Source organism: Microbacterium sp. zg-Y818, assembly GCF_030246905.1.
Lineage (GTDB): Bacteria > Actinomycetota > Actinomycetes > Actinomycetales > Microbacteriaceae > Microbacterium.
Genome location: NZ_CP126741.1, coordinates 830,876 through 856,670 on the forward strand (window position 1 = coordinate 830,876; position 25,795 = coordinate 856,670).

General features: G+C 70.1%; 19 protein-coding genes. 3 read left to right on the forward strand and 16 right to left on the reverse strand.

Going from position 1 to position 25,795, the window contains the following annotated elements:
• Positions 1-5: 5 nt before the first annotated feature.
• From pflB to gad, 4 genes are all read right to left on the reverse strand, one after another.
• Positions 6-2,279 (reverse strand): formate C-acetyltransferase, encoded by a 2,274-nt coding sequence (gene pflB / locus QNO21_RS03695; RefSeq protein ID WP_257519427.1) that lies wholly within the window; start codon positions 2,277-2,279, stop codon positions 6-8.
• A 223-nt stretch (positions 2,280-2,502) separates the two neighbouring features.
• A complete protein-coding gene (locus QNO21_RS03700) occupies positions 2,503-4,122 on the reverse strand; it encodes a Mur ligase family protein (protein WP_257515403.1) in 1,620 nt (539 codons plus the stop codon).
• Positions 4,123-4,223: 101 nt separating this feature from the next.
• Positions 4,224-5,819: a glutamate/gamma-aminobutyrate antiporter GadC gene (gene gadC / locus QNO21_RS03705; protein WP_257515402.1), complete on the reverse strand. Its 1,596-nt coding sequence runs from the start codon at positions 5,817-5,819 to the stop codon at positions 4,224-4,226.
• A gap of 10 nt (positions 5,820-5,829) precedes the next feature.
• Entirely contained in the window at positions 5,830-7,209 is a 1,380-nt protein-coding gene (gene gad, locus QNO21_RS03710) for a glutamate decarboxylase (RefSeq protein ID WP_257515401.1), read from the reverse strand.
• Between the two features lie 304 nt (positions 7,210-7,513).
• Here gad and QNO21_RS03715 point away from each other — a divergent pair, with 304 nt between their 5' ends.
• Positions 7,514-8,818 carry a M50 family metallopeptidase gene (locus tag QNO21_RS03715; RefSeq protein ID WP_257519426.1) on the forward strand — a complete coding sequence of 435 codons (1,305 nt, stop codon included), beginning with the start codon at positions 7,514-7,516 and terminating at the stop codon, positions 8,816-8,818.
• A 26-nt stretch (positions 8,819-8,844) separates the two neighbouring features.
• On the opposite strand, the gene QNO21_RS03720 is transcribed toward QNO21_RS03715, so the two are convergent.
• Positions 8,845-10,785: an anthranilate synthase family protein gene (locus tag QNO21_RS03720; protein ID WP_257519425.1), complete on the reverse strand. Its 1,941-nt coding sequence runs from the start codon at positions 10,783-10,785 to the stop codon at positions 8,845-8,847.
• Between the two features lie 194 nt (positions 10,786-10,979).
• Between QNO21_RS03720 and ispG the strand changes: the two genes are divergently transcribed.
• Positions 10,980-12,131 carry a flavodoxin-dependent (E)-4-hydroxy-3-methylbut-2-enyl-diphosphate synthase gene (gene ispG, locus QNO21_RS03725; RefSeq protein ID WP_257516322.1) on the forward strand — a complete coding sequence of 384 codons (1,152 nt, stop codon included), beginning with the start codon at positions 10,980-10,982 and terminating at the stop codon, positions 12,129-12,131.
• 22 nt (positions 12,132-12,153) lie between these two features.
• Here ispG and pcp read toward each other — a convergent pair whose 3' ends face one another.
• From pcp to QNO21_RS03780, 11 genes are all read right to left on the reverse strand, one after another.
• Positions 12,154-12,783, reverse strand: coding sequence for a pyroglutamyl-peptidase I (gene pcp / locus QNO21_RS03730; protein ID WP_257516321.1), 630 nt, complete (start codon positions 12,781-12,783; stop codon positions 12,154-12,156).
• 219 nt (positions 12,784-13,002) lie between these two features.
• Positions 13,003-14,028 (reverse strand): acyltransferase family protein, encoded by a 1,026-nt coding sequence (locus QNO21_RS03735; RefSeq protein WP_257519424.1) that lies wholly within the window; start codon positions 14,026-14,028, stop codon positions 13,003-13,005.
• Positions 14,025-14,924, reverse strand: coding sequence for a glycoside hydrolase family 16 protein (locus QNO21_RS03740; RefSeq protein ID WP_257516319.1), 900 nt, complete (start codon positions 14,922-14,924; stop codon positions 14,025-14,027). The genes QNO21_RS03735 and QNO21_RS03740 overlap by 4 nt, the downstream gene beginning before the upstream one ends.
• Positions 14,921-16,165, reverse strand: coding sequence for a hypothetical protein (locus QNO21_RS03745; protein WP_257519423.1), 1,245 nt, complete (start codon positions 16,163-16,165; stop codon positions 14,921-14,923). Before QNO21_RS03745 ends, QNO21_RS03740 begins: the two co-directional genes overlap by 4 nt.
• Before the next feature lie 2 nt (positions 16,166-16,167).
• A complete protein-coding gene (locus tag QNO21_RS03750) occupies positions 16,168-17,151 on the reverse strand; it encodes a polysaccharide pyruvyl transferase family protein (RefSeq protein WP_257519422.1) in 984 nt (327 codons plus the stop codon).
• Complete coding sequence (locus QNO21_RS03755) at positions 17,148-18,599, reverse strand: MATE family efflux transporter (protein WP_257519421.1); 1,452 nt, start codon at positions 18,597-18,599, stop codon at positions 17,148-17,150. Before QNO21_RS03755 ends, QNO21_RS03750 begins: the two co-directional genes overlap by 4 nt.
• A gap of 118 nt (positions 18,600-18,717) precedes the next feature.
• Entirely contained in the window at positions 18,718-20,490 is a 1,773-nt protein-coding gene (locus QNO21_RS03760; protein WP_257519420.1) for a hypothetical protein, read from the reverse strand.
• Positions 20,487-22,091, reverse strand: coding sequence for a glycosyltransferase family 2 protein (locus QNO21_RS03765; protein ID WP_257519419.1), 1,605 nt, complete (start codon positions 22,089-22,091; stop codon positions 20,487-20,489). The genes QNO21_RS03760 and QNO21_RS03765 overlap by 4 nt, the downstream gene beginning before the upstream one ends.
• Entirely contained in the window at positions 22,088-23,422 is a 1,335-nt protein-coding gene (locus QNO21_RS03770) for a lipopolysaccharide biosynthesis protein (protein WP_257519418.1), read from the reverse strand. Before QNO21_RS03770 ends, QNO21_RS03765 begins: the two co-directional genes overlap by 4 nt.
• Positions 23,419-24,363 (reverse strand): glycosyltransferase family 2 protein, encoded by a 945-nt coding sequence (locus QNO21_RS03775; RefSeq protein ID WP_257519585.1) that lies wholly within the window; start codon positions 24,361-24,363, stop codon positions 23,419-23,421. The genes QNO21_RS03770 and QNO21_RS03775 overlap by 4 nt, the downstream gene beginning before the upstream one ends.
• On the reverse strand, positions 24,363-25,181 hold the full coding sequence (locus tag QNO21_RS03780; protein WP_257516657.1) for a glycosyltransferase family 2 protein: 819 nt from the start codon (positions 25,179-25,181) through the stop codon (positions 24,363-24,365). The genes QNO21_RS03775 and QNO21_RS03780 overlap by 1 nt, the downstream gene beginning before the upstream one ends.
• 442 nt (positions 25,182-25,623) lie before the next feature.
• On the opposite strand from QNO21_RS03780, the gene QNO21_RS03785 reads away from it, so the two are divergent.
• The gene (locus QNO21_RS03785) at positions 25,624-25,794 is read left to right on the forward strand and encodes a hypothetical protein (protein WP_257519416.1); all 171 of its coding nucleotides are present in this window, start codon (positions 25,624-25,626) and stop codon (positions 25,792-25,794) included.
• Position 25,795: the final 1 nt, after the last annotated feature.

A 25,795-nucleotide genomic window follows, 5' to 3' on the forward strand; every position in this document is an offset into this window, starting at 1 on the left:
GGGAGTCAGATTCCCGTGTGGAACGTGCGGCTGATGACGTCGAGCTGCTGCTCGCGCGTCAGTCGCACGAAGTTGACCGCGTATCCGGAGACACGGATGGTCAGCTGCGGATAGTTCTCCGGGTGCTCCATGGCATCCTCCAGCGTCTCGCGCGTGAGCACGTTGACGTTGAGGTGGTAGCCGCCCGAGACCATCTGGGCGTCGAGGAGGCCCACGAGGTTGTGCACCCGCTCCTCTTCGGTCCGGCCGAGGCCGGCCGGGACCACCGTGGTGGTGAGCGAGATGCCGTCCTGCGCCTGCTCGAAGGGGAGTTTCGCGACCGAGAGGGCCGCCGCCAGCATGCCGTGGGTGTCGCGTCCGTTCATCGGGTTGGCACCAGGGGCGAAGGGCTGACCGGCGCGGCGTCCGTCGGGGGTGTTGCCCGTCTTCTTGCCGTAGACGACGTTCGAGGTGATCGTCAGCACCGACTGGGTGTGCACCGCGTTGCGGTAGGTGGGGTGGCGGCGCAGCATCTCCATGAACTCGCTCACGAGGTCACGGGCGATGTCGTCGACGCGGTCGTCGTCGTTGCCGAAGGTGGGGTAGTCGCCCTCGACCTCGTAGTCCACGACCAGGCCGGTCTCGTCGCGCACGGGGCGGACGGTGGCGTACTTGATCGCCGACAGCGAGTCTGCGGCCACCGACAGGCCGGCGATGCCGCAGGCCATGGTGCGCATGACCTCGAGGTCGTGCAGCGCCATCTCGAGCCGCTCGTAGGCGTACTTGTCGTGCATGTAGTGGATGCAGTTGAGCGCGTCGACGTAGGTCTCGGCGAGCCACTCCATCGTCGTGCGGAACTTCTCGCGCACGTCGTCGTACTCCAGCACGTCACCGGTCACCGCAGGCAGCAGGGGCGTGATCTGCTTGCCGCTGACCTCGTCGCGTCCGCCGTTGATGGCGTACAGCAGCGTCTTGGCGAGGTTGACCCGAGCACCGAAGAACTGCATCTGCTTGCCGACGGCCATGGGCGACACGCAGCAGGCGATGGCTGCGTCGTCGCCGCAGAGGGCGCGGATGTGGGCGTCGGACTCGTACTGGATCGACGAGGTGTCGATGGAGACCTTCGCGCAGAACTCCTTGAAGCCCTCGGGCAGGTCGTCGCTCCACAGCACCGTCAGGTTCGGCTCGGGGGCGGGGCCTAGGTTGTAGAGGGTCTGCAGGAAGCGGAACGCGGTCTTGGTGACGAGTGTGCGCCCGTCCTCGCCGATGCCGCCGATGGACTCGGTCACCCACGTGGGGTCGCCGGAGAACAGCGCGTCGTACTCGGGGGTGCGCAGGAACCGCACGATGCGCAGCTTGATGACGAGGTCGTCGACGAGCTCCTGCACGTCCTGCTCGGTGAGGATGCCGCGGGCGAGGTCCCGCTCGATGTAGATGTCGAGGAAGGCGGTGTTGCGCCCGAAGCTCATCGCGGCGCCGTTCTGCTCCTTCACCGCGCCGAGGTACGCGAAGTACAGCCACTGGAGCGCCTCGCGCGCCGTGGCGGCCGGGCGGGTGATGTCGTAGCCGTAGGAGGCGGCCATCTCGGCGAGCTCCTGCAGGGCGCGGATCTGCTCGGCGTTCTCTTCACGCTGGCGGATGATCTCCTCGGAGGAGAAGTGCATGTCGAGCTCTGCGCGCTCGGTCTTCTTGCCTGCGATGAGCGCGTCGGTGCCGTACAGCGCCACGCGGCGATAGTCGCCGATGATGCGGCCGCGGCCGTAGGCGTCGGGCAGCCCGGTGATGATGTGGCTGCTGCGTGCGCGGCGGACGGCCGGCGGGTAGACGTCGAACACGCCGTCGTTGTGCGTCTTGCGGTAGCTGGTGAAGATCTTCTCCAGCACGGGGTCGATCTCGTAGCCGTAGGTCTCCAGTGCACCCTTGACCATGCGCCATCCGCCGTACGGCATGATCGCGCGCTTGAGGGGCGCGTCGGTCTGCAGGCCGACGATCAGCTCGTCATCCTCGGCGATGTAGCCGGGGGCGTGGGCGGTGATGCTGGCGGGCGTGTGGTTGTCGACGTCGTAGACGCCGCGCTCGCGCTCTTCGGGGAACATCCCCATGAGGGTCTGCCACACCCGCTCGGTGCGCTCGGTCGCGCCCGTGAGGAACGCGGCGTCACCGGTGTAGGGGGTGTAGTTCGCCTGGATGAACCCGCGGACGTCGATGCCGTCCTGCCAGGGGCCGGGAGTGAATCCTTCCCAGGCCTCGGGCATGGCGTCTGCGCCGGAAAGCTGCGTGGGGGGAGTGACCGTGGTCATCGTTTCCTCAATCCTCTGCGAATGATCGCCATACGGGTCTCGTCGGGACCCTGGAGGCGTATCCCCAGACTACTCCGTGGTCTGACCACACGGAACCGAGCATGCACGCGACGCACAAGAAACCCCGCGCCGAACGTCCGTCAGATGTGGCGTGACCACAAAGAGTGACGATGCGCGGCCGTTGCAGCTCGCGCCGAGGGGCGCGGAGGGCTCGCGAACGGGGTCAGTCGGAATACGGGACGGGCCAGCTGGGCTCGGGCACCGGCCACCCCGCGTCGCGGAGGGCGCGGCGGGCGAGTTCGCGCGCCGAGTAGGGTGTGCGCTGTCCGCGGATGTCGCGGTAGTCCTGGTGGCCGGGGCCGGCCCACAGAATGGCATCCCCCTCGCCGACGAGCTTCACGGCCTCGACGATGGCGCGCTCGGGCGGCGAGTACTCGTGGATCTCGGCGTCGGGCCGAGCCAGGCGCGCGCCCTCGATGAGGGTCGCCCGGATCGAGTCGGGGTCCTCGAAGCGCGGGTGGTGGTCGGTGATGACGAGGATGTCGCTGCCGAGCACGGCGGTGCGTCCCATGTCATGGCGCTTGGTGGCATCCCGGTCGCCGTCGGCGCCGAAGAGCATGAGCACCTTGCCGGGGGTGACGCGCCGCACGGCGGCGAGCGTCTTCTCGAACGCGTCGGGGGAGTGACCGAAGTCGACGTAGACGGCGGGTCCGCGTTCCCCGGAGACCCGCTGGGTGCGGCCGGGGAGATGGGCGCGGATGCCGCCATCGCGCTCGAGCGCGGCGGCGATGGTGTCCCACGCGTAGCCCCCCTCGAGCATCATCACGATCGCGAGGGCTGCGTTGGCGGCCATGTGTCGACCGATGACGGGGACCGTGGTCTGCAGCGAGCGACCCCCGGGGCCGGTGAGGCGGAACTCGGTGCCCTCCTGGCGCTCGTCGACGATCTCGACGATCCAGTCCGCGCCCGCCGCGACCGCGGGGTCGGCGGCGATGTCGGGGGTGCCGACGGTGGTGCAGGGCACCTCGCATCGTGCGACGACCTCGGCGCCGGCCGCCGAATCGAGGGAGACGACCGCCCGGCGCGCGCGGTCGGCGCGGAAGAGCGGCAGCTTCGCCTCGAAGTACTCGCGCATGTCGGCGTAGTCATCGAGGTGGTCGTGGCTGAGGTTCGTGAACGCCGCGACGTCGAACATGATGCCGTCCACGCGGTGACGCGACAGCGCCTGCGCCGACACCTCGACGGCGACGGCCTCGACGCCGCGCTCGCGCATGAGGGCGAGGAGCGCGTGGAACTCGGATGCCTCGGGGGTCGTCAGCCGCGACACGATCACCTGACCGGCGATGTGACGTTCCGCCGTCGACGACAGGCCGGTCACGGCGCCCACCTGCTCGAGGATCCCCTCCAGCAGGTGCGACACGCTCGTCTTGCCGTTGGTGCCGGTCGTGGCGAACAGCAGGGGCAGGTCGTCGCCGGAGCCGGTGCCGTACACCCAGGCCGACAGGTCGCCGAGCATCGCACGCGGGTCGTCGACGACGACGATCGGCAGCCCGGCGTCGGCGGCGATATCGGCCCCGGCCGCGTCGGTGACGATCGCGACGGCGCCCTTCTCGGCAGCTGCGCGGGCGAACTCCGCACCGTGGCGGGCCGCGCCGCGGATGGCCACGAACGCCTCGCCGGGTCGGAGGTCGGCGGTGGCGAGTGTGATGCCCGACAGGCTTACTCCGGCGACGTCGCCGCGGACGTCGATGCCGAAGCGGCGGGCGAGTTCGTCGAGCGCGCGCACCGGCGGGTGCTCGGGGCGCAGGACGGGCGGGAGATTGGTGGGGGCATCGGTGGGCATGGCGTTCCCATCCTCTCATCCGGCATGGCCGACACCTCCACCCTGCACGCAGATCTGCGGTCGCAGCACCGATGCGCCACGACCGCAGATCACTGCCGAGCTCAGGTGGATGGAGGCGGGGCTCCGTCCGACCGGGGCGCCGCGCCTGTCGAGGGCGGGGGCGCGGAGCCGGCGGCCGGAGACGCGGTCGCGCCCGCAGCCGCAGCCTCATCCTCGTCATGCGTGCCGTGCAGGGCCTTCTCCGCCGGGCTCCGCCGGTCCCATGCGGGCTTGCGCAGCGCGTAGAAGAGCAAGGGAGGTCCGCCGAGCACGACGATGACGAGGCCCACGATCCACGGATACGCCGCGACCGGGAACGCGGTGAACCCGTCAGGCGGGACGAAAGCCAGCACGAACGCCGTGAGGCAGGCGAGGAAGCCGACCCCGGCGACGAGGTTCATCGCCGGTACCCGGTAGGCGCGCTTCACGTTCGGTTCCTTGCGGCGCAGGATGATCGCCGCCGCGAACATCAGCATGTACATGATCAGGTACAGCGCAGCCGCCATGTCGATGAGCGCGACGAACGCCGCACTCACGTTCGGCACGATCACGAAGATCGCCGCCAGGACCGTCACGATGGTGCCCTGCAGCATGAGGATGCCGGACTGCACGCCCGCCTTGTTCCGCTTCTGCAGGGCGGGCGGCAGCAGCCCGGTCTCGGCCGCGGCGAGCAGGCCCTTCGACGGACCGGCGATCCAGGTGATCACCGAGGCCAGGGCGCCGGCGGCGATGAGCGCCGACACCACTGCCGTCGCCCACCCCAGATCCCATCTGTCGAAGTAGGCCTGGAACGCGAGCATGATGCCGTTCGTGAGCCCGAGGTCTTTTTCCGGCACGGCGATCGAGATCGCAAGCGTCGGCAGGATGAACACGAGCAGGATGAGGATCGACGCCAGCAGCACCGACCGCGGATACCCGCGCCCCGGGTCCTTCATCTGGTTCACGTGGACCGCGTTGACCTCCATGCCCGCGTAGGCGAGCACGTTCGACACGATGAGCACGATCGAGGCGATGCCGGTGAACGGCGGGATGACGGCCGAGGGATCCAGCGAGGTCTCGCTCTTCTCGCCGGTGCCCAGCCAGATGAACCCGAACACGATGAGCAGCACCGCCGGCAGCAGGGTGCCGAGGATGCCGCCCCACGATCCGAGCTTGGCGAACAGGTTGCCGCCGCGCAGGGTGATCAGCGTGGACCCCCAGTAGAGCGCCAGGATGATGATCGCGGTGTACAGCCCGGAGTTCGACAGTGAGGGATCGAGGAACACGAATGCCAGAGCGGCCGCGATGAACGCGATCTGCGTCGGATACCACACCACGTTCTGGATCCACTGCAGCCAGACCGCGGTGAAGCCCCACCGGTTCCCCATAGCCTCCCGCACCCAGACGTAGACGCCGCCTTTCCATCCCGTCGCCAGTTCTGCGGCGACCAGCGCCGTGGGGATGAGGAAGAAGATGGCCGGGATGATGTAGAGCGTGATGCTGCCGAGGCCGTACACCGCCATGGCGGGCAGCGAGCGCAGACTCGCGACCACCACGAGGGTCAGCATCGCGAGCTGGCCGACTCCGAGGAAGGCGGTGACGGCCTTGTGGGAGGTGAGCGGATGGTTGGATGCCGCCTTCGCGGCATCCGTCGCCTGGTTCGATGCGTTGGTCGACATGACTGGCCCCTTAGTGGTGGAACGCGGGGTGCTGGCCCTCGACCGGCATGGCCGACTCGAGGGCGTCGAGATACGCGGTCTCGGTCTCGATGTCGCCGAGCAGCTCGGCGGCGAGATCCATGCTCAGGCCGTTGCGCACCACGATGCGCTGCACGGTGAGATCGGCGAGATCATCCGGCATGGGATACGCCGGAACGAGCCAGCCCTTCATGCGCAGACGGTCCTGCAGGTGGTAGAGGTTCCAGTTCTTGGTGTGCCCCTCCTTGAGGTACCACGCGAACACCGGGATGTCACTGCCGTCGTTCCAGAGTTCGAACGCGTCGATCTTCGCGATGCCGGCCGACAGGTACTTCGCGACGTCCTGCGAGGCCTGCTGCACGGCGCGGTATCCCTCGAATCCGAGCCTGAGGAACATGTAGTACTGCAGCAGCACCTGTGCGCCGGGTCGTGAGAAGTTCAGCGCGAATGTCGGCATCTCCCCGCCCAGGTAGCTCACCTTGAAGACGAGGTCCTCGGGCAGCCACTGCGTGTCGCGCCAGACGACCCATCCCAGACCGGGATAGACCAGGCCGTACTTGTGGCCGGACGTGCTGATGGAGTGCACCCGCTCGAGGCGGAAGTCCCACACCAGATCGGGCTGCAGGAACGGGGCGATCATGGCGCCGGAGGCGCCGTCGACGTGGATGGGGATGTCGAGACCGGTCTTGGACTGGATCTCGTCCAAGGCCTGGGCGATCTTCGCCACCGGCTCGTACATGCCGGTGTAGGTGACGCCCATGATCGCGACGACCCCGATCGTGTTCTCATCGACGTACTTCTCCAGGTCGTACCCGTCGAGCGTCTTGTGCTCGAGGCTGATGGGGACGAAGCGTGGCTCGACGTCGAAGTAGTTGCAGAACTTCTCCCAGCACACCTGCACCGCGGACGACATCACGAGATTCGGCTTGGAGGTGTCCTTGCCCGCGGCACGACGCGACTGCTGCCAGCGCCGTTTGAAGGCGAGTCCGCCGAGCATGCAGGCCTCGGACGAGCCGATGGTGGAGGTGCCGATGCTCCGCGAAGCGTCCGGCGCGTTCCACAGATTCGCCAGCATGTGCCAGCAGTTGTCCTCGATGGCGGCGGTCTGGGGGTATTCGTCCTTGTCGATCATGTTCTTGTCGAAGGACGCCTCGTACACCTGCTTGGCGTCGTCGTCCATCCAGGTGCCCACGAAGGTCGCCAGGTTCAGCCGGGAGTTGCCGTCGAGCATCGTCTCGTCGTCGACGATCTGCTTGGCGGTGTCGGGCAGCGACTCCTGCTGCGGGATGACGTGCCTGGCGGAGACGGATGCCTCGCCGGGTCGTGCAAATCGGGGGGTGAGTTCCTCGTCCCCGGTGTTCGCTGTGCTCATCAGCCGCTCCCATCCTCGATGTCCGGCGCCCGCGGTGTGCGGGCCGCGAATGCGAAACACGAGCTGCGGTGCAGTTCGGTGCGCATCTGGGGGGGGACGTTACGCCGCGGGTCGCGGTCGGACAAGAGGCCTCGTGGTGGGCGGCTGTCGCTGTCGTATCGAGGACGTGCAGGGCGCCGACGGGCGTGCAGGGGAGCGGCCAGGGACAAGGGGGCGCCGGCGATGACGCCGGCGGTCAGGGATCAGCGTGCGGTGCAGACGCGCCACGGCGAATTCAAAGGCGGTCGCGGTAGCGTGACCCGCTGTGACCGTCATCGCCTTCGTCATCGGAGTGCTCGTCCTCGTCGTGGGACTGGCCCTCTCGATCGCGCTCCACGAGCTCGGGCATCTGCTGCCCGCGAAGAAGTTCGGCGTGCACGTCGGCCAGTACATGATCGGCTTCGGCCCCACCCTGTGGTCCCGCCGGCGCGGCGAGACCGAGTACGGGTTCAAGGCGATCCCGGCGGGCGGATACATCTCGATGTCGGGCATGTACCCGCCGTCTCCCACGGCGGCTGAGCGGGGCGGCCGTGCCGGTGGCGGGTTCTTCGCCACCATGGTGCAGGACGCCCGCGCGGCCAACGCCGAGACGATGACCGACGTCGCCGAGGACCGGCTGTTCTACCGGCTTCCCGTCTACAAGCGCATCATCATCATGCTGGGCGGTCCGCTGATGAACCTGCTGCTGGCCGTCGTGCTGTTCACGATCATGCTCAGCGGCATCGGCGTGCAGACGGCCACGACGACGATCGCCGGCGTCAGCGAGTGCCTCGTGTCGGGTGCGTCCGCGCAGTCCGAGTGCACCGCGGACGATCCGGCCGCGCCCGCGGCGGCCGCCGGCATCCGCCCCGGCGACGTGCTCGTCTCCGTCGACGGCGTGCCGGTGGAGACCTTCGCCGAGGCGTCGCAGATCATCCAGGACTCGCCCGGCGAGACCCTCCCCGTCGTGATCGAACGGGACGGCGAGACCCGCACACTGCAGGTGACGCCGGCGCTCACCGAGCGGGAGATCGTCGACGCCGACGGGCAGGTGACCACCGCCGAGGTCGGCATGGTGGGCATGACCGCCCGCTCGGAGTACGTGCCCCAGCCGATCTGGGCCGGCGCCGAGATGACCGTCGACAGCGTTCAGCGCGTCGCCGGGGTCATCGTGCAGCTGCCGGTGCGGATCTACGACACCGCGGTGACGTTGTTCACCGGCGCCGAGCGCGACCCCGACGGGCCGCTTTCGGTGGTCGGTGCCGGACGCCTCGCCGGCGAGGTCGCCGCGATCGACGCGCCGGTGCTCAACCGCGTATCGGGCCTGCTGGGGCTGCTGGCGTCGCTGAACCTCGCCCTGTTCGTGTTCAACCTCATCCCGCTGCTGCCGCTGGACGGCGGGCACGTCGCGGTGGCCATGTGGGACGGACTGAAGCGGCTCGTCGCGAAGGTCTTCCGCCGGCCGCCGCCGCGGCCCGTCGACGCCGCGCGCCTCGTGCCCGCGACGTTCGCGGTGGTCGTGCTGATGATCGGGATGGGCGGCATCCTGATCCTCGCCGACGTGTTCAACCCGATTTCCTTCTTCGGCTGACCCGAGTCGGGAGTCGGGCGCCGTCCTCAGGCCAGCGCGGTCGCGACCAGACGCTCGAGCGTGCGCATGCCGTCGCGCGAGAGGATCGACTCCAGGTGGCCCTGCACCGAGGCGAACCCGGGTCCGCGCAGCGCGTAGACGTCGCCGGATGCCGCATCGGCAGCCACCTCGGCCGCCCCGACCGCCGCCGTGCCGGGAGCGACGCGGGCGGTGAAGGTGTTGTAGAAGCCGATCGACGCCGGCTCACCGAACACGTCCACCGTCTTCTGCAGCCCTTGGTGCGGCGCGTCGAGGGGTGCCAGGCCGATGCCCAGGGTGTCGGCGAGGATCTGGTGGCTGAGGCACACCGCCAGCAGCGGCCGGCCGTCACGCAGGCGTCCGCGCACGACCTCGCGCATCCGCCGCAGGCGGGGGCTGTCCGGGTCTCGGGGGTCGCCGGGACCGGGGCCGGCCACGACGAGGTCGGCGGCATCCAGGGCGGCATCCGACGCGTCGGACCACGGCACGATCGAGACGTCGAGACCCAGGTGGCGCAGCTGGTGGGCGAGCATCGTGGTGAAGCGGTCCTCGGCGTCGACGACCACCGCGGTGCGACCGGCGAACGGGCCGGGTTCGGCGTCATCGCCCTGCGGGTTCAGCCAGAATTCCGCCAGCCGGGCGTTGCGCGAAGCGAGCAGCTCGTCGATGTGCGGGTCGTCCGCGAGGGATCGGGGGGCGGATGCCGGGGCGTCGGTGTCCGGCTTGCCGACCGAAGCGGCGGCTGCGGCCGCGGCCTCGGCCGCGGCGTCGCGGGGGATGGCACCGATCGCGCCGAGCACGCCGGCCGCCTTGCCGTGGGTCTCTCCCACTTCGCCGTCGGGGTCGGAATGGCGCACGAGCGTCGCGCCCACCGGCACCCGCAGCCGCCCGTCTTCGAGGTAGGCGGTGCGGATGAGGATGGGGGCGTCGAGGTCGTGCGTGATGGCGTCGTCATCCTCCGTCGCGGAGTCCGTCGCTTCGCGCGGGGTGAACAGCGCGGCCACGCCCGAGTAGTACCCGCGCGGTGCGGTCTCGTGCCGCGCGATGACGGTGCACGCGTTCTGCATGGGCGATCCGGTGACCGTGGGAGCGAACATCGTCTCGCGCAGGATGTCGCGGGGGTCGAGCCGACTGCGTCCGCGCAGCACGTACTCGGTGTGCGTCAGACGCGACATCTCCTTCAGGCGGGGCCCGGTGATGCGCCCGCCGTCGGAGCACACCGCGCTCATCATCTTCAGCTCCTCGTCGACGACCATGAAGAGTTCTTCGGTCTCCTTGGTCGAGGCGAGGAACGCGCTGAGCGTCTCGGCGGTGGCGCCGCCGGCGGGGTGGCGGAACGTGCCGGAGATGGGGTTCATGGTCACCACGCCGCCCTGCGCGCTCACGTGCCCCTCGGGGGTCGCACCGACGGCGACATGGCCGGGGGTGACCACGGCGAACGTCCAGTACGCGCCCCGCTCGTGCTCGAGCAGCGCCCGGAACCACGTGAGTGCGGCCGTGCGGGGGTCGACATTCACCTCGGCGGTGAAGTCGCGGCGGATGACGAAGTTCGCGCCTTCGCCGCGGCCGATCTCGTCGGCGATGACACGGCGAACGATGTCGGCGTAGGTGTCGTCGGCGATGTCGAACCCGGCGTCGGCCAGGGCGACGGGGGCGGTGGGCAGCTCGGACAGCGCCTGTGCCCGCGGCACCGAGGTGTGCCGGTCGACGATCAGGCAGCGCAGCGGAGCCCCGTCGTCGTGACAGGCGAAGCCGCGCTCGCGCACCTGACGGAACGGCACCATCGCGAGCACTTCGCGGGGCGCGCCTGAGGCGTCCGTCAGCGGGATGTCGGCGAGCAGCTCGACGTCGACGACCTCGCCGGAGAGGATCTCCACGGTGTCGGCGTCGCGGGCGATGAGGGCGAACGCGGGCAGGGCGGCCAGCGTGGCGGTGAGGGACGCGGTCATGGTCGGTCTTTCGTCATGGGAGCGGCCACCCCAAATGAAAAGACCGCCCCGCGGGCGGTCTGTCGTCACACGAACCCACCGCCTATGCGGTGAGCCACCAGGTGAGGTTCGCGGACATGGGGCCGAAACTACCACACGGCCGCCCGCGAGTGCCGTTCGGCCTCTCTCCAGGTCGCCCGGCGTAGGGTGGAAGCGTGCCAGCAGTCAACCTCGGGATGCCGCGTGTGCCGGAGCTTCTCGCTCCGCGCCGCAAGAGCCGTCAGATCCGCGTCGGGAAGGTCCTCGTCGGTGGGGACGCGCCCGTGAGCGTGCAGTCGATGACGACCACCAAGACGACAGACATCAACGCGACGCTCCAGCAGATCGCCGAGCTCACGGCATCGGGCTGCGAGATCGTCCGCGTGGCGGTGCCCAGCCAGGATGACGCCGATGTGCTGCACATCATCGCGAAGAAGAGCCAGATCCCGGTCATCGCCGACATCCACTTCCAGCCGAAGTACGTGTTCCAGGCGATCGACGCCGGGTGCGCGGCGGTGCGGGTGAACCCCGGCAACATCCGGCAGTTCGACGACAAGGTCGGCGAGATCGCCAAGGCGGCGAAGGATGCCGGCGTCTCGCTGCGCATCGGCGTCAATGCCGGTTCGCTTGACCGTCGTCTTCTCGAGAAGTACGGCAAGGCCACCCCGGAGGCTCTCATGGAGAGCGCCGTGTGGGAGGCGAGCCTGTTCGAGGAGCACGACTTCCACGACTTCAAGATCTCCGTCAAGCACAACGACCCCGTGATCATGGTCAAGGCTTATCGGCTGCTGGCCGAGCGCGGTGACTGGCCGCTGCACCTCGGCGTGACCGAGGCGGGGCCGGCCTTCCAGGGCACGATCAAGAGCGCCACCGCCTTCGGCATTCTGCTGTCCGAGGGGATCGGCGACACCATCCGCGTCTCGCTGTCGGCGCCTCCCGCCGAAGAGGTCAAGGTCGGGCACCAGATCCTGCAGTCGCTGAACCTGCGCGAGCGCAAGCTCGAGATCGTGTCGTGCCCCTCGTGCGGCCGAGCTCAGGTCGACGTCTACACGCTCGCCGACAACGTCACCGAGGGCCTGAAGGACATGACCGTGCCGCTGCGCGTGGCGGTCATGGGCTGCGTCGTCAACGGCCCGGGCGAGGCCCGCGAGGCTGACCTCGGCGTGGCATCCGGTAACGGCAAGGGCCAGATCTTCGTCAAGGGCGAGGTCATCAAGACCGTGCCCGAGGCCGACATCGTGCAGACCCTCATCGAAGAGGCGAACCGCCTCGCCGCCGAGATGGGGCCGGCCGCACCGCTCGGCACCGCGCAGGTGGTCACCGCCTGAGAACGGCCCGTCATCCCCTTCGTCAGTGCAGGGCGCCGCCGGGCGCCGCCACGTCGGCGGGAGTGGCCAGCGCCGTCCGCACGGTGATGAGCAGCGCCTGCGCGATTTTCTCCAGCGGCAAGGAGGGCTCACCCTCGCCGTCCGCCCACGGTACGTGCACGAAGCCGGCTCGCATCCCGGGCCGCCGTGCCGCTTCATGCAGGGCCACGAACATGGCGTGGTTGCAGACGAACGTGCCGGCGGAGTGGGATACCTCGACGGGGATGCCGGCGGCCGCCACCGCGTGAGCGATGGCCTTCACCGGCAGGGTCGAGAAGTACGCGGCGGGCGCCCCGGGGATGCTCGGTTCGTCGACCGGCTGCGCGCCGTCGTTGTCGGGGATCCGCGCGTCGATGAGGTTCACGGCGATGCGCTCGATTCCGACGGCACTGCGGCCGCCAGCCAGCCCCGACGCGATGACGAGGTCGGGGGAGTGCGTCGCGATGAGCTCCCGCAGCCGCGATGCGGCGCCTGCGAAGGTCACCGGGAGCACGTCGGTCACGAGCTTCTCCGGGCCCTCCCAGAGATCGGCGGCCAGATGCACCGCCTCCGCGCTGGGGTTGACGGCGGCATCGGCGAAGGGCTCGAACCCGGTCAGCAGCACGGTGGACACGCCTCCAGCGTAGGTGAGCACCGCGGGTCGTCACGGCGCAGGACGCATGCCGTGCGCGCGATGGCGTGAACCGATCGTTGCGCGTTTCGCTGAACCGCTGCGGCCGTCCCCGGAACAGGAAGTCTCCGCGGCACAGGACGTTCCGCGCCGGATCTTCCTGTTGCGGTGAGTTCGCCTGTCTCCGGGAGACGGCGGAGCAGTGCGCGGCGGCGTACGGCCTCAGGCCGGCCGGGCGCCGACGCGCTCGCGCGAGAACCACGCCGGGGCGACGTAGAGCAGCCGCAGCACCGGAACCCGCGCGGCCCCGGCGGCGATCACGAGGCTCAGCGGGATCACGACCGCCGTCATCAGGATCGGCATCACGGGACGCAGCGCCGCGAGCGCAGGGGTATCCGCGAACGGCATCAGGATGCTGGTGAACGTCGACAGCAACAGGATGTGCGTGACGTACACCTGCAGCGTGCGCTGCCCCAGGTGCTCGAGCGGCCTCGACAGCGCCGTGCCGACGAGGTTGCGCGCCAGGCACATGCCGAACGCGACGGCGAGCAGTCCCACCGGGATCGCAGTGACGGCATCCATCAACCAGCCCGTCGCGCCGCGCAGCACGATGGATGCCGCGAACAGCAGAAGCAGCGCCGCGGTGGCAGCCCACCGGCGGCGGTGGACGGCGTGGATGATCGACTGTCGAAAGTGCAGCCCGATGAGGAAGAAGACGAAGTACTTCGCGATGCCGTCGTATGCGACGTTGTGAAACGTCACGCCGCCGTACATGACGGTCGCCGCGAGGCCGGCGACACCGAGGGCGACCCAGCGGTTCACCCGGCTGTCCAGCGCCTTGGCGGCGATGAGGAACAGCGCCAGCGCGAACAGGAACCACAGCCCGTTGGACGGGCGCACCACGGAAAGGACGAAGTCCGTCCAGCTGGACTGGTTGAGGTCGATCGGCTCCGGCACCACCTGGTAGTAGGCGAAGCGCAGCACCGTCCACACCAGGAACACCCACACCAGCACCGCCAGCCGGGTGCGCCACAGCTGCGGCCACGAGCGCCGCACCGCCCCGACGGCGAGCATGCCCGCGACGAGGAAGAACAGGGGCATGCGCAGCAGGGCGAACACCAGGTTCAGCGGCTCCCACCACGGCGAGGCGAGGCCGGTGGGCACCGTGAACATGCCGGCGTGGAAGAGCACCACCAGGACGATCGCGATGCCGCGGGCGCCGTCGAGCCAGGTCACGCGACCGCTCACGGGACGATCTCCTCGGTCTGGTCCGCGGGCGTGTATGCCATCCAGTCGATGACCATCCTGTTCACCTCGGGGGTCGTGGCATCCGGGTCACCGGGCCAATCACCGCCGACGGCGAGGCTGAACAGCACATGCATCGGCTCGTCGAAGACCCAGCGACCGGTCAGTGGCACGTCCCACTCCTCGACGTCCATCACGACCTGGTCGTCGATCGCGAGGATGATGCGGCCGGGGCGCTTCTCGACCGTGTAGACGTGGAAGTCGTCGGCGAGAGGAGCCGGCTGGTCGACGCCCTCGTTGAGGGCCCAGTGCTTCGTCCAGCCGATCGGCCCGTGCAGGTGGTGACGACTGCGGGAGGTGTCGTTGGGCGTCTCGATGATGTCGACCTCGCCGGCGTTGGGCCAGCCCACCCGGTCGATGTTGTCGCCGAGCAGCCAGAATGCCGGCAGCAGGCCCTGGGCTTCGGGCAGCTTCACCCGCGCCGAGAGCTGCCCGAAGGTGAACGACCACTTCTTGTGACTCGTGATACGCCCGGAGGTGGGCGTGCTGCCGTCGGCGGGCACGGTCGCCGTGATGACGAGGTTGCCTTCGCCATCCAGTGCGACGGCGTCTTCGGTGTACTCCTGGATTTCGTTGTTGCCCCACCCGCCGCCGCCGGTCTGGATGTTCCAGAAGGCGGGGTTGGGCTTGCTGCCGGCCGGCCCGTCGAAGTCGTCGAAGAGCGGTTCGCTGTCGCCGTAGCGCGGCGTGAGGAACGAGAACCCGGTGAACCACCAGAGCCCGCCGACCACCAGGACGATCACGAGGATCGCCGAGGGGATGCCGAGGGTGAGCCACCTGCGGCGGCGGGTGCGGCGCGGCGCGGCGCTGGGAGCGGGCGCGGTGTCGGTGACGGTCACGGCAGCAGTCCTTTCGGGTCACGGCGCAGCAACTCGGTCGCGGCGGTGATGGTGTCGCGGTCGTACAGCGAGCCGTCGAAGCTGACAGATATGTGCAGGCGCCGTCTGAGCACGGCCGTGAGGGCGGTGATGCCGTTGCGCCCTGCAGGATCGACCGATACCCGAACGACGCCTTCGCCCGTCCAGGGGAGAGGCTCGAGCGCGCGGAGAAAGCCCATGTCGCTGACGATCGGCTTCGCAGCCGCCGGGACCTGAGAGGGGCCGGACCGCTGCCAGCCGCGGGTGAGCAACCCGGCGGCGAGGGCCGCGAGGGGTCTTCCGACGTGCAGGTCGCGGGTGAAGCGTGCTCCGGCGGCATCCAGCCCTGGCGTGAGGTCGACCGGATGCCCGACGACGAAGTTCGCCAGTGTCGACCGCCCCGACGGCAGGTAGCGGCGCAGGTCCACCAGCAGCGAGCCCTCGTCCATGACCGGCACGCCCACCCGGTCAAGCGCCTCCCGGAGCGCGAACATCATCGCCAGGGTCGGGGGGACCCTGCCCCGGCTCCAGGCCGCCAGCTCCCGGTAGGTCTGGGCCTCCATCGTGCCGGTGACGAGGTCCAGCGACCTGCGCTGCGCATCGACGGTCGGTCCGGCGTACGGGGTGCGGCGCTGTGCCATGCGGTCACGGACGACCGCTCCCGCCCGGCCGGGGTGCCGCAGGAACGTCGCGGCCAGTGCCGAAGGCAGCGGGTCGACGTCCGGGCCCGAAGTGAAGACGCCCGGTGCTTTCCGTCCGGTGAGCGCTCCCGCTGTCAGCATGACGCTCAGAAAGCCGTCGCCCAGGCGGTGGTCGATGCACAGCGATGCGCGGTCCTCGCCGAGGAAGACGGTGAAGGGCAGGTCGGCGGCGGCGGCATCGCGCAGCTTCGGCAAGCCCGCGTCTCCGGTGAGCTCCACGGGCAACGGACGCACGATCCGCTCGGCCTGGGCGTCGAGGGCGTCGGGGTCGTACCGCCAGCGAGGGCCGTCGAAGGTCCTTCCGGCGCGGGCGGCGGCACCAAGCCGCAGCAGGTCGCGGACGGCGGCGACGACCGTCTCGCGTTCGGGCACATCGAGGGGGGCGAGTTCGACGCTGATGCGCACCCCGTCCGACAGCAGGTCCCTGCCCTGCACCCGCCCCGATGTCTCGACCCGACGTGCCGCGCGGCGCGGCGTGCGCTCCGGCACCGCGCCGGCCTCCTCGTCACGTGCGACGACCATTCTCAGACCATCTCCAGGGCCGTCTGCAGATCGGGGGCGAACTGCAGCGGCAGTTCGAGGTCCGCCAGCCACGTCGCGGCGTAGCTCGTGAGCTTGCCGTTGGCGTTGTCGATCGCGATGACCCGCCGGCCCATCTGCAGCCCGATCAGCATGGCGTGGAGGCGATCGGTGACGATCGTCTCACCGGGGGCGAGGAGGGCAACGCCCGTGGCCAGGCGCGTGGCGGCATCGGCGAACCAGCGGTCGGTGGTGCGGTTCATCCCGCGGGTCACGGCACCTTCGATGACGGTGCGGCGCGCGCGGCGGCGGAGGCGATCGGCGAAGGTCATCGCCGGCCAGTCCACGGCTTCGGCCCCGGTGCCCGGCGGCAGAGCGCTCTCATCGTCTCGGCGCAGCAGCTGGACCACCGGGCGCGTCGGGGCGGCGGCGTGAAGTCGCCCCAGCATGTGCACGCTGTCCGGCGCCAGCGTCACATCGGCGACGAGGTCGCGCACCGCCGCGAGCGAGGCGGTGTCGCGCACCGCCAGGCGCAGCTGCGGCCGCGATGCCATGCGGCTGGCGAACTGCGTGCGGTCCGATGCCGAGGCGAAGTGCACCGACTGCGGCTCCTGGATCAGCAGCGTCTCGTCGCGCAGTCGCTCGGCCAGGCGGTAGCGGTGCTCGCTGTGCTGGGGGTAGAGCCCGCCGAAGTTGCCGCCGCCTTGGATGACCACGGTCGTGTGCGAGTCGTAGACCTTCGGCGAGATCGTGCGCCAGGAGTAGGTCGCCTCCACCTGGATGCCGGCACGGCGCCAGAACTCCGCCTGACCGAGCGCGATCACCGAGTCGCCGATGTTCTCGTAGTCGGGAAAGTCGGTCAGCACCAGCGACTCCACGCCGCGGTGCAGCTGCGTGAGCGCGTCGAAGGAGCGACGCTGCATCTCGTCGATGAAGTGCCCGGCGGTGTGCGGGCGGGGTTCACGGGTGTTCTCGGTGGGCAGGGTCACGGGGAGTCCTCCAGGACGTGGCCGGTGCGGGACCGGATGGGAAGAGCCGACCTCAGCCGGGCGCGCGAGGTCTTGTCGAAAGCGAGGAAGTAGTAGAGCGCGAGCGCTGCCGCGACCCAGACGCCCGCGAGGGCCACGATGAGCGGGAGCGGGGGGCCGGTCAGGCTCGCCGCGTACAGCAGAGCCGCCAGGGGGGCGACGGTCGCGAACGGCAGCACCAGGCAGCGCACGGCGAAGTCCCGCAGCGGAATGTGCAGGCGCCGCAGTGCGATCGCGATGTACACGGGTTCGAGGAACAGGATCGGAAGGGCGAGCCCGAGGGCGATACCGGGGAGCCCGAGGGATCCGCCCAGCGCTGTGGCCAGGAGCGTCCCCGAGACGGCCCAGATCGTGTGCAGCACGGCATAGCCGCGCAGAGACCCCTGCGCGGTGAGGATGGGAACCGCCAGCAGGTGATTGTTGTTCGCGAACATCGACAGCACCAGGATCTGCGCGACCAGCGCGGCGCCTGGCCCGGCATCGCCGAGCCAGACGTTCATGATCTGCGGCATGAAGATCACGATCGGCACGAGCACGAGGGTCATCAGCATGTTCGCCAGGCTCGTGCCGCGCAGGTACATCTGCCCGATCGGGGCCCCTTCGGCACCGCCGTGGCGCATCGAGGCGGTCGGGAGCAGGGCGACGGCGAGTGAGCCGGTCACCTCCTTCACCAGCAGGTAGATGCGCTGGCCGGCGGCATACACCGCGGTGAAGCCGATGGGGAGGAGGAGCGCGGTCAGGATGCCGCCCACCTGCATGATCACCACGCTGGCGATCCCGAGCACCATGAGCTGCGAGCTCACACGGAAGAGCTCCCGGAAGACGTCCCAGCGGAAGTCGGCGAACCGCGCGGTGACCTCCGGAGCCCGGCGGCGCCGCACCACGTAGGTGGCGATGCCGAAGCCCAGGATGCCGAGCACGTCGACGACCGCGACCGCCACGATGCCGAGGTCGGCCCAGCACACGATCACGGTGAAGACGACGCGGAACGCGGCGAGCCCGATGAGCAGGTAGTTCACTTCGGCGAGGCGGCCGATGCCCGCGAGGATCTGCCGGTTCGCGGAGAACACCAACAGGAGGAAGACATTGCCGATGCCCAGGATCGCCAGCGCCCACGCCGTGGACCCGAGCTCGTCGCTGAAGTCCGCGTTCGGCACCGTCAGGGCGAAGGCCACCGCGGTCGCGGTCGCCAGGACGAGGGCGGCGGCGATGTAGAACACGTTGCTGGCCGAGGCGACGCTGCGCATGCGGGCGACGTCGCCCGAGGGCCGCGCGACGCCGATGAAGCGCGTCGTGGCATCCCCGATCCCCAGATCCTGCTGGAACAGCGCACCGAGGGCGACGGTGAGCATGTACAGCCCGTACGACTCGGCACCGAAAGCCCCCAGCACCACGGGGAGCAACACCACGTACGCGATCATCGAGGAAAAGCGCGCGAGGTAGGTCGTGATGACCGCCCCGGTGATGCCTCCCCTCGGCGCGGCCGACGCCCTGTGACGCCGCGTCGTCTCGGTTGCGCTGCCCATCTCAGCCCTGCGGGGTGACGCCGAGGTTCAGGCGGTACACGAGCGTCTCGTCGGACTCGTGGGCGAGCTCCCAGCGGGGGTCGTCCTCGAGGATGTTCTCGAACCGTCCCAGCGCGCCGTCGGGGAGGGTGCCGTAGTAGGTGCTGTAATCGCGCATCTGCTGCGTGATGACCACGAGGGCCGGTCGCTGCTCCCAGACGAGGCTGTCGGTGAGGCGGGTGACGCGGCGCGGGTCGGCGAACTGCTCGTTCTCCCACCCTGGCCACGACGTCAGCCACATGTCGATGCCGGAGTCGAACTGCTGGTTGGCCTGCACGAAGTCCACGTACTCCGCGACGAGGCGACCGGGGGCGCCCGGTGCGACGCCGATGGTGAGGGTGGCGGGATCCTCGTTCTGCAGGATGTCGGTGGTCAGGCGCACCGATTCGGGGGTGACCAGGTTCGCGAACCACCCGCCGTAGTAGGCCTGCATCGACAGCAGGCCGGCGATCGACGCGATGACGGCGGCGCCCGCCTGCGCGGTGCGGCGGGCGCGGGCGGCCTCTCCGCGCAGCATGCGGGTCAGGCCCGGCGCGAGGATCAGCATGCAGCCGGGGATGGAATACAGGAACACCCGGAAGAGTGCTTCGCCGCCGTAGCCCTGGGCTACCAGGATCAGACCGGGGGAGAAGGCGACGACCGCCGGCACGAGCGTGTCGCGCCACTGGTCGCGGCGGCGCACCAGGCGCACCACGGTGACGATGCCGGCCGACACCCACAGCAGCAGGGTCACCGCTCGCGCGGACCATGAGCTGACCACCTGTCCCAGGCTCGGGTTTCCCAGGGTCTCGTTGCGTGCCGAGGGGGTCAGGATGTTGCTGAGGAAGTCGAAGTTCAGCAGGCGCCCGAACTGGCTGAGCACGTTCAGGTGCAGCAGCATGTAGCCGATCGCGATCGCCGCGAAGACGAGGAAGATGTACTTCGGCTTCACCCGCCCGAGCAGGGTCAGCACGAACAACGCGGCGAGCAGCCAGTACGGCGTCAGCTGGTGGGTGACCACGATGGCCGCGAAGATCGGCACAGCCACCCAGGCCGCGGCCTTCGTCGTGCCCGATGCGAGCAGGAGGGCCATCACCACGATGGCGAGGGCGAAGCCGATCGCCTGCGGGGAGAGGTAATCCTGCGCGACCCAGTTGGCGGTGTGGGCGCCGAACGCCGCGACCAGGGCCGTGGGCGTGCCCATGCCGTAGGTGCGGGCGAGGAAGAACACCGCGGCGGTCACCGCCAGCTGGGAGCCGACGGTGAACCACTGCGCGACGGCGATCGTCTCGACGCCGGTGACGGTGTTCAGCCACGCGATGAAGGAGAAGGCCCCTGGCCAGTTGTGGTAGATGTCCACGTCCACGTCGACCACGCCGAAACGCTGGATGTAGTCCGTGGGGCCGAAGTGCTTGTACGTCCACGAATAGAGGGGGGCATCGGTGGAGACGGCGGTGGGCAGCCGCATCATGAGGACGGTCGACACCAGCGCGGCGCCGGCCGTGCGGTGAGTGCGCAGCGCGATGGCGAGGCAGAACGCGACCGTTGCCAGGACGATCGACACCGGGAAGAGCGGTCCAGAGGCGGCGAGCAGCCCGAAGAGGTTCCACGGTGCGTCGCGAAGGCCGGGCAGCGCCACCGCCCAGCAGGTGGCGGCGGCGACCAGGACGATCGCAGGGACCAGCCACGGGCGAAAAGCGCTCGACGGCTCGACGGGCGGTGCCGACGCGTGCGTGCGGGGTGCGGTGAGGGTCATGCCGTCCTCCTGATGCCGAAGGTGACTGCGGCGCCCAGGCAGGTGGCCCCCGCCAGGATGAACAGCCACGCCACGGGGTTCCATAGCTGCGCGTACACGACGGCCGTGGTCAGCAGCAGCATCGTCGAGACCCCGATGGCCGGGACGACGATGGGCGCGAAGTGGGGTGGGAGCACCACCCAGGCGCGCACCAGCGCGCCGGGACCGAGCAGGATGAACACCGCGACGAACAGCAGCGACAGCCCGGTCGGCAGCGGAAGCAGCGCCAGCAGACCGCTGAACCCGCCCACTGCCGCCAGCCCCGACCAGCAGCGACGTTCCATCGCCGGCCCGCGCGAGGCGGGACCCGCGAGGGTGCCGGCGTCACGCTGGGTGCGACGCTCCGCGAAGTAGGCGGCAGGGCCGCCGACGATGCTCCGCAGCTCCACGCGGCCTACCTTCTTCGCCGCGACCGAGAGGGTCGACGAGGCGGGGGAGTCGTCCACGGTCGACATGGGCTTGTGCAGCAGACGCGCCAGCGCGCGGGGCGAGCGGGCCACCGCAGCTCCCAGCATGCGCGGGTCGAGTGCGACCGTGGTCGCCCAGGCGCCGAATCCGCGGCCGTAGCCCACGGCCTGGGCGGTCAGGGCGGCCAGGTCGTCCCGGTGGCGGTGCCACACCAGTGCCGCGGGCTCCACCGCGATCGCCTGGCCGTCATAGAGAACGCGCAGGAACATGTCGAGGTCCTCACCGCCCTGAGTGCGGGTGCCGGCACCCAGGGCGGTGTCGAAGCCGCCGAGCTCCAGCATGTGCGCCCGACGGACGGCGAAGTTCGCGCCCGTGCCGAACTCGCCCACGCAGAAGGGGAACATGGGCAGATCCGACGGTGGGTCGTCCAGGCGGAACACTCGCGCGGCGGTGAGCTTGGACCAGCTGACGCGGGCGTCGAAGTACGCCTGCACCTCGTTGCGCAGCTCGCCGGTCGGCACCACGCCCGTCACACAGGCGACGTCGGGACCGCGTGAGAATCCGGCGGCGATCGCCCACAGCCACTGCGTGTCGACGCTGACGTCGTCGTCGGTGAACGCGACGATCGCCGACTGCGCGGCGCGGAGCCCGGCGTTGCGGGCATGGGAGAGCCCGGCGGCATCCTCGCGCACGTAGCGGAAGTCCGGGAACTGCGACGCCAGCAGATCGCGGGTCTCGCCGGTCGCGGGCGCGTTGTCGACCACGACCACTTCGTACGAGGGGTACTCCAGCGCCCGGATGGCCTCGAGGGACTCCCGCAGCATGTCGGCGCGGTCACGGGTGCAGACGACCACCGTGATGGGGGTCGGCTCCGGGCGGGATGCCGCAGGGACCGAGGGCAGTGCAGCGATCGCCTCCTGCAGGGCGTGCGGGTCGAGCGTGCCCTCCGCGACGGGGAGGGTGACGTAGCCGCGCACCGATCCGCGGTCGCGCACCAGCAGGCGGGCCCGGTCGAACGATCCGCCGGACTCGAGTACGACGGCGTCCGGCGACGCGGCGACGTCGTCGGCCTCGACGAGGCCGACCCAGATCGCGTCTCGTCGGTCGACGTCGCCGCGCAGGGGCATGGCGAGGGGGAGAGTCAGTGCCGTCATGCGGCAACACCTTTCGGGTCGAGGGCGTATGCGGGCGCGAGGCCGCGCACACGACGGAGTCCGACCGCGCCCACGGCTGCCAGGGCGCACGCGCCGCAGACCATGGCCAGCGCTGCGCCGAGGGCCCCGTACGAGGGGACCAGCAGCAGCACGACGGTGAACAGGATCAAGACGTAGAGCAGGTTGCTCCACAGCACCGGCCGCACCCGGTGCCGCGCGCGGGAGAGCGCGGACCAGATGTCGTAGCCGGGACGAATGAGGCTCGCCAGCGCCAGGGCGCCGACAACGGCCATGCCGTACAGCGGTGGGTACGCCTTGCCGGCGATGAGGAACAGCAGAGGTGTGGCGACGGTCGCGCACACTCCCAACGCGCCCACCACGAAGAAGACCGAGCGCGAGTACGACCGGGCGAGCACCGCGCTGGGGTCGAAGTCGGCCGCGGCGCTCTTGGCCAGCGCCGTCGCGACGGCGACGCCCACGAGGTCCAGCGCGACGCTGAACTGATAGGCGATGGCGAACACCGCGCCCTCTTCGGGGGAGGCCAGGGCCGTGACGACGAACGACAGCGACAGTCCCGCGCAAAGGACCACTCCGACAGCCATGGCGTTCTGCGCGGTGAAGAGGCCGAACGCCCGGGCGACCCCGGCGTTCCAGGTGTGCGTGCTCGGCCGCCGCGCCTGCTCCCGTCGCAGGGCGCGCGGCACCAGCACGAGGGCGCCGACGGCGACCGCGCAGACAGCGGGCACGATCGTGGCCGTCACGAGCGGATGCGCCGGGCCGACCGCCCCGAAGGCGAGCACCGCCAACAGGGCGAGCTTCAGCAGGTTCGCCGAGCCATTGAGCAGGAGGGTGCTGCGGGCGTCGGCGGCGCCGGCCAGCGCCTGGGTCAGCACGTTGAACAGAGCCCACACCACGGTGCACAGGGTGACCACGGCCACCGTGACCACGACCGGCGGATCCGGACGCAGCACCATGGCCACCAGCCCTCCCGCCACGAGTCCGGTCGCCGCGCCGAGCCCCGCCGTCACGGCATAGGCGCGCCCCAGCAGCGACCAGGCTGCCGGGCCGCCCAGCGGGAGCATGACGACCAGCGCGCTTCCCGGGCCGTTGGACGCCAGCGCGGCCGCGGCCATGATGACCGCCAGTGCCGAGGCCTCCAGGCCCAGCTGGGCCTGCGGGATCCACAGTGCCGCCAGCATCCAGAAGACGAACCCGGACACCGAGGTCACGGCGTACCCCGCCGACAGCCAGAGCGAGTCGCGCGTGATGCGTCGACCCACCGAGGTGCCGGCGCCGGGGGCGTCGGGGTGCCGGCGCCGTACCCCCGTCACGCGGGCGTCCGCCCTGTCAGCGAGCGGCGCGGGCTGCCGGCCCGAACGGGGGCGACGCTCCCGCGCAGGTAACCCGCGCCGGCGAGAAGCAGTGAGAGCACGATGGCGGCGGCTGCAGGCACGCCCTGCGGCCCGCGGCGCAGTTCCCGCCAGAGGGCGGCGGGGAGCACGCGCGAGGCATAGGCGGACTCGGCCGAGAGCGCGTCCTGGCGCCCGACGGTACGCGCGATCCCCGCTTTGGAGATCCCTTCGCACCAGCTGCGGTGGGCGACGTATGCCATTCGCGTCCGGTCGGCGCTGACGTGATGGCGCACGCGCGCGGACGGCTCGTACCGCACGATGTGGGCCGGGTCGACCTGGCGCAGCTTGATGCACACCTCGGTCTCCTCGCAGCCGATGGGCAGCTTGCCCACGCGGCCGGTGTCGGTGTTGAAGCCGCCGACGGCGAGCAGCGGGTCGCGGCGGAAGGCCATCGAGCAGCCCATGACGTTGCGCACCGGGCCGGGTCGTGTGGGAAGTCCGCGATAGCTGCACCCGACGATCCAGAGCAGCTCCTCGGGGAGCACCGCCGGAGCGTCGCCCGGCCACAGCGGCACCGCGCTGCCGCCGACGGCGACGACCGACGGCTCTGCGAATCCGTCGACGAGGGTGCGCAGCCATCCGGGCTCGGCGACCGCATCGTCGTCGAGGAACGCGACGATGTCGCCGCGGGCCACCTGCAGGGCGGTGTTGCGCGCGGCGGAGAGTCCCTGCGCGCCGGCGTTGGCCAGCACGTGCGACTCAGGCCACCGGGCCTGGGCGCGACGCAGCAGCTCGTCGTTGTGATCGATGACGAGGATCGTCTCGTCTGCGATCGCCTGGTCCGTTACCGAGGCCATGGCCAAAGCCAGCTGATCCCAGCGATCGAGCGTGTACGCGCAGATCACCACACTGACCGACATCACCGGCCGATCGACTCCGCGCGCTCGGCGGGCGCCGTGGGGGCGGGCGAAGCCGGGGAGCCGGCTGTGCGGGCACCGCGCTTGCGACCCCAGCGCCTCATCCGCTCGTCGAGCACGGTGCGCAGCACCCGCAGCCCATCGGTGACGGCGTTGAGGTTGCTCTCGCCGTGGATGCGGGGAAGCTCGACGCTCGGAACCTCGACCACGTGCAGACGGTTCTCGGCCATGCGGCAGGTCAGCAGGGTCTCGATCTCGAAGCCGTCGCCCCAGACCATCTGGCCCTCGGCACCCGGGATGTGCGCTGCGGGAAGCTCCAAGGCGGGGAGGATGCGGCGCCAGAAGGCGTTGTAGCCGTAGCAGAGGTCGGAGTGGCGGGTGCCGAGCAGGATGTTGGTCAGCAGGTTGAGGCCCCGGTTGCCGAGGTTGCGGTGGAACGTGATGTCCTCGCTCGCGCCGCCGGCCATGTAACGACTTCCCTTGCTGACGTCGGCACCCTGCACGAGCGCGTCGACGAAGCGCGGGATCTCGTCGGGGTCGGCGGAGCCGTCGGCGTCGAACATGACGATGATGTCCCCGGTCGCGTGCTCGAAACCGCACACCAGCGCGTTGCCCTTGCCCTTGCGGGTCTGGGTGATGACGTCGACGCCCGGTCGCACGCGGCGGGCGACGTCGGCGGTGCCGTCCACCGAGTGACCGTCCACGACGATGATCTCGTGCACGTCGGGAAGAAGGGGCAGCACGATCTCGAGGTTCTTGGCCTCGTTCCGGGCGGGGACGATGATCGATATGCGGGGTGCGGAGTGCACGGGGATGGTCACAGGGAGTCACCTTTTTCGTCGGGGGGCGCGATGGGTTTCCGAGGGTCGGCGATGCCACGAAATCGGGCGGGCGCATGCACGGCGGCGCGCCTTCGCACCCAGGGGGTCGTGTCCTCTTGGTGGAGGCCCGGCCAGGGAACCTGATGCTCCGATGTCGATGGTCTGAGCGTTCCGGCCGGGTGTTACATCCCTGTGAACGCTACCGACGGGGCCGGTTACCAATTGGCCGAAACGTGTCCCCTCTTCGGAGGACATCGGCGGAATTCCGCGGTTTTTCGTCCACCGAATGGGGGACAGCGGGGCGTCGTCGGCGCGTGACGTCCCCCATTCGGTGGACAAACGACATTTGCGGTCCACAATGGAGTGAGCGGCTGTCTGGGAGGACAGGGAACCCCGGATGACCGAGCCCGGGGAGTCCCGTCGGCCGAGGGAGGGACGAGACATGAGAAAGACCCCGAAGAAGACCGAACCGCAGTCGAACATGTGCGCGTGCGGGCACGTTCGCGAGGCGCACGAGCACTACCGCCCGGGCACGGAATGCTCCCTGTGCGACGTACGCGCCTGCTCTGCGTTCACCGCCGTCACGGTCACCGAGTACACGCGCACACGCTGAC

Coding starts and splice junctions, on each gene's coding strand:
- QNO21_RS03700 (WP_257515403.1), bottom strand. CDS start 4,122: ATGCCCACCGATGCCCCCACCAATCTCCCGCCCGTCCTGCGCCCCGAG.
- gadC (WP_257515402.1), bottom strand. CDS start 5,819: ATGTCGACCAACGCATCGAACCAGGCGACGGATGCCGCGAAGGCGGCA.
- QNO21_RS03785 (WP_257519416.1), top strand. CDS start 25,624: ATGAGAAAGACCCCGAAGAAGACCGAACCGCAGTCGAACATGTGCGCG.
- QNO21_RS03760 (WP_257519420.1), bottom strand. CDS start 20,490: ATGACCCTCACCGCACCCCGCACGCACGCGTCGGCACCGCCCGTCGAG.
- QNO21_RS03765 (WP_257519419.1), bottom strand. CDS start 22,091: ATGACGGCACTGACTCTCCCCCTCGCCATGCCCCTGCGCGGCGACGTC.
- gad (WP_257515401.1), bottom strand. CDS start 7,209: ATGAGCACAGCGAACACCGGGGACGAGGAACTCACCCCCCGATTTGCA.
- QNO21_RS03745 (WP_257519423.1), bottom strand. CDS start 16,165: ATGGTCGTCGCACGTGACGAGGAGGCCGGCGCGGTGCCGGAGCGCACG.
- pflB (WP_257519427.1), bottom strand. CDS start 2,279: ATGACCACGGTCACTCCCCCCACGCAGCTTTCCGGCGCAGACGCCATG.
- QNO21_RS03775 (WP_257519585.1), bottom strand. CDS start 24,363: ATGTCGGTCAGTGTGGTGATCTGCGCGTACACGCTCGATCGCTGGGAT.
- QNO21_RS03720 (WP_257519425.1), bottom strand. CDS start 10,785: ATGACCGCGTCCCTCACCGCCACGCTGGCCGCCCTGCCCGCGTTCGCC.